We start from the raw sequence: 7,401 nt of genomic DNA, 5'->3' as shown, positions 1-7,401 counted from the left end.
CGTCGAAATCCTCCCGCAAGCCGATCGCCTGTCCCATCATCGCGTCCTCCTGATGCAGGACGCCAATGATTCAGACTTTCACCGCCTTGGGAATCCCCTTCGTGAGTCAACCTCAACGCAAGCTGGTATGAGCCCCACCCGAGCCATGCGTTCTATGAGCATCGACCTGGTGGCACGCCGGCAGTCGGTAATTAGATAAATGGCAGCCAAGTAGCGGCTGTCGGAAGACCGGTAGCTGAGCGCCAACAGCTGCCGTTGCAAGCAGCTCGGGCGCTTTCCAATACCTGCCGTCCTTCAGATTTCTTCAGCCAGCGCCTCCAGAGATTTCGCCTGCTTTCATGCTTCGTTCCGGCGAGACGCCAGCAACCCTTTAGCCCAGGCTTCTTGGCAGAATGGACGCTGCCAAGAAGCCGCTATTCGTCCTTGGGAGGAGCTACAGGGCTCGATTAACGATCGGAATTGAAGTTCAAAAAAACCGGATTTGTGATAAGGATGCGCTTGCCGCCCTCGCGCACTTCGAAGCGGATCCAATGACGAGCACCATCCGAACTCCAAGTTAGAGGCACCTTAGAAGTAGCGCTCGGAAGATGATCGAATGAAAGGGCCGGCACAGGCTTGCCATCTAAAAGTCCGACGAGTGAGCCGCCACTGCTGCCCCCAACGGAAACCTCAATCGTAAGCGTCTGGCCCGCAGGGAGGCTGAGGTTATCGCCGATTGTTCCTGCGGCGCCCGGTGCTCGCACAGTAACGTCGAAGCTGCGTCCCGGCTTGCCCGTGAGATCAAGCCATACATGCCCTTTCTTGATGCCGTCGAGGATCGCACGTTCCGACAGAGCATCAGCAAGCACGACCGTTGTGGGAAACCCCACCCCGAGTCGGCCAAGCTGCATATCGTGATTGTCGCTGCCGCCGATCGCCGTGATCCGGCGGCCCTTGGCAAATTCCGCCTCCCATATGGCAACGTCTGCCATCGGATCAGCGCCAGCGAGCTGCTTCCACAGGTTACCTGCGTTCATTACCTCGATGGAGTCGACCTGCTCATAAGTCTCTCTCGACGCCGTCCAGCCGCACCCACGGCAGCGATAATCACTTGGTGCGCCCGGATGGTTGATCGACACCAACGCGCCGGCATCGTGGGAAGCTCGCACCATCGACGCCATGTCGGGCATGCTCTTCTCGCCTAGGCGGTGATCGATATACTCCGTGGTTCCGAAGATGTTGGCGTGGCCCTGCTCCGTCGTCATCTCACGGCCAGGGATTAACAGCACGTCGTCGTAGAAGGCCTGCAACTCCCGCATCGCATTGTAGTGTCCGACATTGTTGTGATCGGTGATGGCAATGAAGTCGAGGCGGGCATCCTCCGCGGCCTCTACCGTGCGGTAGATCGGGCAGGGCACGGAACGGCCCCGGCGGCTGTCGCAGAAGCCGTCGCTGTCACCGGTGTGAAGGTGCAGGTCACCTCTGTACCAGCGCCGCCCGAGCTCGAGCGGCTCAGGTGAAAAGGTGGAGACAGCAGGCACATCGCCCTTACGCCAGAACCAGACCTTGGCGGTGTACGTCGAGGTGGAGCCCTCATCGATGTAGGAAACACCCAAGTCTAAGGACCAGCGACGGCCTCCGATAGGTCCGGCGGTGAATGACGGCGTAGCGCTACTTTCATCCAGCACCACCGCATGTTTGTTGCTGCCGCTCCACCCGCGGAATCGCTCACCGTCAAACAGACCAAGGTTGATGACGGTCTTCCCGTCAGGTCGAGTGTAGGTCAGCTCGATCGCGATCCGAGTGACACCCTTGGGCACCGTGAATGGAACGCTGACGTTGCGCTGATAGTCGGAGCGGTTGACCGTTCCAGTCAAGACGACGTCGGGCTTCTCCTTGCCCAAGGCGAGAGGAACCTTGTCCCAAGCCGGCGGAGTCTGAGCAGGAAGGGCTGTTGGCAGCGCAAGAAGGAAGGCCGCCACAACATGGCGCACTTTGGTCGTAAGCATCGGTTTAATCCTCGGCAGTCAGGTAGCCGGGCGGCCAATCGGCCGCCCGATCAGCGGCTCAGAAGCGGAAGGTCACGGCGCCGCGGACGCTGCGCCCGAAAATCGATCGGGCGATGTATACCGCGTCGCCCACTTCTTCGTTTTCGATCGTGCCGGCGCGCGGATTACCTTCCGTAAGGCCAATCGTATCGGTGAGATTGTTGACGTACAGGTTGAGGCTCAGCGCGTTCGACAAGTCGAACCGGGCGTTCAGATCCACTGTGGCGTAAGACGGCAGGTTGATCTGGTTTGCGACATCAGCCCATCGTTGGCCGTAGTAGGAAACATCCGCCTCCAATCGAAACCGCCCATCCAGCAGGTTAACCCCGGGGGTAATGCGGAACTGGTGCTCCGGCACCCGGATCAATCGGTTCTCTGAATAGTCGATCACCTGTCCAACATTGTTAGTGTATACGAAATCGCTAAAGCGAGCACGTTGGTATGTGTAGTTCGCATGGATGTCGAACCAAGGCACCGGTCGCCACGTGCCTTCGACTTCTGCGCCCCAGGTCTCGGTGTTGCCGAACACGGTGTTGAGGACGAACTGACCCGAACCGTTCTGACGGTAGTCGCTGATCTGATAGCTCTCATAGGCCGTACGGAAGCCGGTGACGAACAGGTTGAAGGCGGGCTGGTCGAACTTGATGCCGACCTCTTGGAACTTCATGGTCTGAGTGACCGGCGGCTGCGAAGGATTGCCGAAGAAGCTTGAGACGCCCGGGAGACGGTATGTCGAGGTATACCGCGCGAAAATGCCGAACCGGGGCTGGAATTGGTAGTTCACTCCCAAGGACCAGGCTGCATGGTCGTACGACCCCTTAAAGCCGGTGAAGACGCCGTTGCCGGTCTGGACCGCATTGTCGGCAGATGCCGGAGTTTGCGCGAGATTACGGGTCACGCTGCCTTCGCTGAAGCCGGAGACGTCGATCTGCTCCCATCGCACTCCGCCGTCCAGTCGCAGCTGATCGGTGATCTTCCACTCGTCCGACGCATAAAGCGCCACCGTGCGAGACCTGCCGCTCGAGTTTCCGAATTCGGTGCCATAGCTAAGCACACCGCTTTCGGTCAGGACGGCCCCGGGGACTCCACCGGCACCCAGGAGCGCTACGTCCAGCAGCGAGGCGTTGTTCTTGACGTCGGTCAGGATCGACGCGGAAGTTGCGCGGTAGTCCTCATCAACATAGGCGTAATAGAGACCTAGGGCGACATCATGCTGGCCGCCGAGCTGCAGCGTCTTCTGCAAACGGGTGTCGCTGATGACCTCGCTCTCGGGCACGGTGAACGAACGGGCAAGATTGAGCAGCACCAGGCCATTGCCGTTCTGGCTGTTCGAGAACGCACCCGAGCCGTTGGTGTATACCAGTCCCAGCGGCGCGCCGGTAGGTAGCGCGGCCCCGAACGTGCCGCGTAGTGAAGTCAGCACATCGGCGTAGGTGTAGATGGTGCGTGGCGTGATGCTGTTGCGCTTCTGGTAGCTGTCTCGATAACGCAGGCTCTGCAGAAGGCTGAAATCTGGTCCCAGCTCAAAACGTGCCTGGGTGGTCACCTGTGTGATCTGTGCCTTGTTCGCGAGCCCCGCGTCGAAGGCATATGTTCCGGTGGGCGTGCGGAAGTTGAAGTACCGAGTCTCCTTGCCGGCGATTGTGTCGTCCAGCGCATCGAAGCCGGGAACACCCACAGGATCGCCATTTTCATCGTTCACGAATGGGGTAACCATCGCATTCTCGACCCGTTCATCAAGGTGCTTGATGCTGAACATGAACGAGCCGCCGTCCCAGTCCCGCGAAAGCGTTGCACGGACCTGCCCACCTTCGCCCAAGCGGTAGCCGGTGTGGCGCTGACCGTCCGAGAGTCGATAGAAGCCGCCTACGAAAAAGCGCCAGTCGCTGTCGCCAATCGGGCCGCCGATCCATCCGTCCACGCGATGCGCGTTGTAGTCGGCACCTTCATAGCGCACGAGGCCCTTGAGGGTGTTCCCGCCCCGGCGCTGGATGAAATTGATCACTGCCCCTGGAGCGTTCGAGTAGAACAGCGAGGAGGGACCGCCGCGGACAACTTCCACCCGCTCAAGCGTCTGATCAATGCGGAAGGACTGGTCACCGTTCAGCCACCCCAGACCAGGATCATGCTGAATGGTGACGCCATCTTCGAGGAGTGCGACCTGCGAGTAGCCATCTGTAGGAATGCCGCGCACGCGAACGTTGCCGCTGGTCTCACCTGACGAACTTTCCACCCAGAAACCCGGGACGTTCTTCAACGCCTCGCCGACTCCAACAGGCGCCTTCATTTTGAGCTCTTCAGAGGAAATAGTCGAGATCGCGTAGCTCGCCTCAACCTTGGCCTGGTTCTGATTGCCAGCCCGGGCGGTCACGATGACCTCGCCGCCATCTTCGGGATCATTCGTCTGAACGCCGCCCGTCCCTCGAGCGGGTTCGTCGACCGGCACGGCTGCTCCGTCCTGAGGCTGGCTGCTGGTCTGCGCCTCAGCTCCAGTTGCAGCGAGGACCAGTGCGACCGTTGCCGATGCTCCAAGCAGAGAGCGACGCATGTTATCGACCATCTTCATCGGCAGACCCCTTTTTGATTTTCTGGAGCAGCCTTTGATAGTTCTTGCTATCAGTTTGATGATCATTTGGTTTCAGATTGGTTGCAGTCGGCGCGAAGGGACAGCGCACGCCTAATAGGCACTTAAACCGGAAAGGCCGCGAGCTGGCAGCGGGCGGTAGATCTGCTAAGCATGTCAGGCCTACGAGCCACACGCATTCAGCACGAACTGTGCTTCATGAGCGTTAGCAACGTCTCTGAAGCTACGGCGCATCGACGCGTCGCGCGATGAGCTGCCGTTTAAGGCTGCCCGCGCGCTTCCCAAAAGATCCCATGGCGAGGGTAGATAGCGGCTGACGCTCTGGCAGAGTGCGGTTGCTGACCCCTAACTCCGTGGAGGCAACCATGCTTGCAGCAGATCAACCTCATGCGCCCGCCGCTATCCGCATTGATCTTGGCGCTATCTTCGTTTCGATGGAACTGAGTAAATCGACGTGGCTGCTCACGTCCTTGTCGCCCGGTGCCGGCGAACGAATGTCCAAGCATACTGTTGGAGCCGGCGATATCGCCGGTCTTTTCGACCGGTTTGGCCAGCTTCGTGCGAAGGCGAAGAGGAGGACTGGCCAGGATTTCGGCGTGATCGTCATTCAAGAGGCTGGGCTCGACGGCTTCTGGATTCACCGCGTGCTGGAACGCGAGGGCATCGAGAGCCATGTCGTCGATCCGGCATCGATCGCGACGTCGCGTCGGCGTCGGCGGGCGAAAACCGACAAGATCGATGGCGAAGCGCTGGTGCGCGCCTTGCTCGCCTACAAGCGAGGCGAGCCGAGGGTATGTGCGATGGTCCGCCCGCCGAGTGTGGAAGAGGAAGATCGGCGCCGCGTCTGTCGCGAACGCAAGGTTCTGATCAACGAACGCACCTGCCACGTCAATCGGATCAAAGGTCTGCTCTTCACCCAGGGTATTACGGCTATGAACCGATGCGCCGCGATCGGCGCGAACGACTGAAGGATCTGCGAACCGGCGATGGTCGGCCCCTGGCGCACCATGTCGAAGGGCAAATACTGCGCGAGCTTGAACGCCTCGAATTGATCGTCGATCAGATCAAAGCCGTTGAGGTGGAACGGGACGCCCTGATTAAGGAGGAGCGTGTGGACACACCGGTCGCCATGCTTATGCACCTCAAGGGCATCGGTCCAGAGTTCGCCGCGGTCCTCACTTCGGAAGGTCTGTTCCGACATTTTGACAATCGACGACAGCTCGCTGCCTACGCCGGCCTAGCCCCCACGCCTTGGCAAAGTGGGTCGATCCGGCGCGAGCAAGGCGTCTCTAAGGCCGGCAATCCACGGCTGCGAACTACCATGGTCGAGCTGTCGTGGCTCTGGTTGCGATATCAGCCGGACACCGCGCTGGCCAAGTGGTTCCAGCAACGCGTGGAGCGCAATGGCGGCCGCTTGCGGAAGCCGATGATCGTGGCGCTCGCTCGCAAGCTTCTCGTCGCCTTGTGGAAATACGCCACTGCTGGTGTGGTCATCGAAGGCGCCAAGATGAAGACTGCGTGACGCAATCACTTTAGCCGTTCCCCGGAGCCCGATCAGCTCCGCGGATCCGGGAGGCGAACCGAAATGGCTGTTGGCTTGAAGATGCCGCCCAAAAGACTGGTCCCGCCTTCCTTAGCCCAAGCCCGCCGCACGCGGGATAATGGTGCCGCCGTCCTCTTCGGCGACCGTATGTGAGCTGGACCAGGTTCGAACTTCGAGCCGCGTCATTCACGGGCAAAGCCTGGATCTGAACATCAGGGAGAAGCCACATGCTGCCGTGACACCAAGCCTTGACCAGCACCCTCGTCATGTGAGCTGCCGTAGGTTCATATTCGAACCACAGGCCATCGACCGACGACTTGTGGGTGGAGAGCGGACCGGCAGCCTTCGGAAGCGAATGCGAGCAAAGCAGCCGTCTGGTGGCTAGCTAAGCTGTTCCTCTAGGCTGCGCGTGCGGGATGTCATCCCCTCACCGGTATGCTTTGTCGAAGCGGGCTCGATCAGCAGAACCCAGCATTCCTCTTGCGCGATAGGATTGTGGCGGACGCCGCTTGGTACAGTGAGGAAATCGCCCGCCTTCAGATCGACGGCTTCATTCTCAAACTCGATCCGCAGCGATCCCTTGACGATGTAGAACAATTCGTCCTGCCCATCGTGCGCGTGCCAGATGAGTTCGCCTTTCAGCTTCGCGGCCTTGAGAAGCTGATCGTTAACTTGACCGATCACTTTCGGTGACCAGTAGTCAGTTACACGATCAAACGCCCTTGCAAGCGTAGTTGGCGATAGCACTTGAACCTCCAGGATAGGGCGGATCATTTCAATCCGGCCCTTGATCAAAACCGTCATACACGCCGATTGTGCGGCAGCAATCGGGTCGCCGCTGGGTCGGTAGGAACGTCCGCAAGTGGGGCGACAGAGGACAGGCCGCTTTTTGCTCCAAGAGCCGACCGTTGGCTTTCAGACGAACTGGCGGTAGCCGGATCCCAAGCCGTCGCCATGGAGCGAGCAGCGATAGGCGAACATGCCGTCCGACACAGTACGTGCGGCAACTGAGCGCCAAGAGCTGCCGTCTTGAGCGGCTGTTCAGATCGCCAAAACCTGCCAGTCGTCGTCTAATCGCGTCGGTTGCAAGGGGTTTCTGAGATGCCGTTGCCGGGAGCATGGTCGTCTTCGCGGTCGGCATGTGCCGCCGCGTGATGGGGCTTCGCGGGCGGCTCTTCCAATGTTCATCACGCACTCCGCAAGCAGGAGCCAAGGGGTGCAACGAATGGCGCGGAATGAGCCAGCCT

At 59.9% G+C, this 7,401-nt stretch carries 3 protein-coding genes and 1 pseudogene; 1 reads left to right on the top strand and 3 read right to left on the bottom strand.

Annotated features, from left to right (window positions below; genetic code table 11):
- Positions 1 to 446 precede the first annotated feature (446 nt).
- Both FHT02_RS20880 and FHT02_RS20875 read right to left on the bottom strand, forming a co-directional pair.
- A complete protein-coding gene (locus tag FHT02_RS20880) occupies positions 447 to 1,988 on the bottom strand; it encodes a CehA/McbA family metallohydrolase (protein WP_184092107.1) in 1,542 nt (513 codons plus the stop codon).
- Between the two features lie 58 nt (positions 1,989 to 2,046).
- On the bottom strand, positions 2,047 to 4,593 hold the full coding sequence (locus tag FHT02_RS20875) for a TonB-dependent receptor (protein ID WP_184092105.1): 2,547 nt from the start codon (positions 4,591 to 4,593) through the stop codon (positions 2,047 to 2,049).
- Positions 4,594 to 4,976: 383 nt separating this feature from the next.
- Between FHT02_RS20875 and FHT02_RS20870 the strand changes: the two are divergent.
- Positions 4,977 to 6,133 (top strand): annotated as a pseudogene (locus FHT02_RS20870) (IS110 family RNA-guided transposase).
- Positions 6,134 to 6,535: 402 nt separating this feature from the next.
- On the opposite strand, the gene FHT02_RS20865 reads toward FHT02_RS20870, so the two are convergent.
- Positions 6,536 to 6,958: a cupin domain-containing protein gene (locus tag FHT02_RS20865; protein WP_221239624.1), complete on the bottom strand. Its 423-nt coding sequence runs from the start codon at positions 6,956 to 6,958 to the stop codon at positions 6,536 to 6,538.
- Positions 6,959 to 7,401: the final 443 nt, after the last annotated feature.

This window comes from Sphingomonas xinjiangensis, from assembly GCF_014199255.1.
Taxonomy (GTDB): Bacteria; Pseudomonadota; Alphaproteobacteria; order Sphingomonadales; family Sphingomonadaceae; genus Sphingomonas; species Sphingomonas xinjiangensis.
The sequence above is the reverse complement of the archived record's forward strand: the minus strand, read 5'-3'. Positions and strand labels throughout refer to the sequence as shown.